This is a genomic window from Flectobacillus sp. (genome assembly GCF_049240685.1).
In the GTDB taxonomy this organism is placed as follows: domain Bacteria; phylum Bacteroidota; class Bacteroidia; order Cytophagales; family Spirosomataceae; genus Flectobacillus.
The window spans coordinates 1-1515 of sequence record NZ_JBMLSD010000107.1; the positions used below are offsets into that span (position 1 = coordinate 1).

1 protein-coding gene is annotated in these 1515 nt (G+C 43.0%); it reads left to right on the forward strand.

Features of this window, described 5'->3' with window-relative positions; genetic code table 11:
- The coding region (locus ACOVQ4_RS04805; protein ID WP_421819518.1) for a hypothetical protein at positions 1–1515 on the forward strand (1515 nt) is incomplete at both ends.

The window sequence follows — 1515 nt, forward strand, 5'->3', positions numbered from 1 at the left end:
TACGGCACAAACTCCACCATCCCCGAAGTCAAGCAAATCTACGCCAGTATAGCACAGATGTCCCAGCAGTTGAGTAATGACATAGACTGTAATGGTTTGGGGATGCACTATAACCGCAAACTTCGTCAAGATTGGGCCTATGCTTCTACTCATGTAATACCCACAAAGCGACTTCATTTTCCTGATGTTAGCGCATTGTTTGTAACTGATTGTCAAATCAATCAAACACAAGCTAATGTTACAGCCCTTCAAAATAGCCTGAGCTTAGATGGCTTAATTAAAGAAAAAACCAAAGTAGATATTCCTACCGCCAGCTTGTTTCTTTTGGGGAACGAGCTTACAGTAAAATACACCAAGGATGGCAAGGTGACAATGTATAGCTTTAGCTTTAAGAAGGGCAATTCTGTTGCGGTTTCTCAGAATAAACTAGTGCTAAATGGAGTCACTTATATCCCAATTTACGATAAGAAGACAGGCAAATTTAGCGGGTTTTATAACACCTCTTACCAAGCTGTCAAAGATGAAACATCTAATGGATACTTATCCCTCAATGGCAGCAAGCCCGTTTCCACCTACTACAATGGATACTTAGCTGAAACGCAATATAGCCAAAACTATGATCTTTTTCCTCCCAACTTGTTGGCAGTAGCCAACGAAGCATCTCTTGCGCTACTCTTTGGCCAAGCCCAAAGCACAAAGCAAGAAGCCAAAGAGGATTACCTTGGCAAAAAACTCAAACTCTATATCAGCACCGGTCAAAACACCAAAGCTGACCTCACCTCTATAGCCCAAGCTTGCGACAAAGTAGGCGATGACGAGATAATCCTATGGCTTCACAAAGTGAGTTCGGGGGTGTATAGGTATGAGTTTTATTTTGGGAAAAACACGCCAACCGATACCCAACAGCGAGAGTATTATCGCAAGTGGCTCGAAGGCATAGTGGCACTGCCCGACCCCATGAGCACCTACAACCCACTGATGGGCTTGCTCAGAGGGTTAACCGACTTTATCAAAAGCGATCTAATAATACCTCCAAAGTATTGGGATTGTACCTTAGGCTCAGATTTTGTAGGTTTACCATTTGTACCAGTAAGTTGTGAGGGACTACCATCTTGCATGGATCGTACACAATTTGCATTTTTGTGTGGGCTTTATGATGGAGCGGTTGGTCAGGTAGCAGGCATACCTGAGTTTATTTCGATGCTATTTAGCTCCGAAGGTCGAACAATCTTGGGAGCAGCGGTGGAATCTTTGTTTAGCAAAGCAGGGTGGTCGGCGATTATCAACAAAGTAAAAGAGGCACATCAAGTAGAAAGTTGTAAGCTTTATCATCAAATTGGCAAAGATGTAGTAGACGTAGCCACATTAGTTGTTGCAGCAAGAAACTTAGGTACACTTGCCAGCAAAATCACCTATGCAGCAACAATTGCCAAATTTGGACAAGCCTCAGAATTGATATTGGCACTGAGCCAACGAGTAGTGTACCAAGGGGGGCAATTGGTAAAAAATACCTAC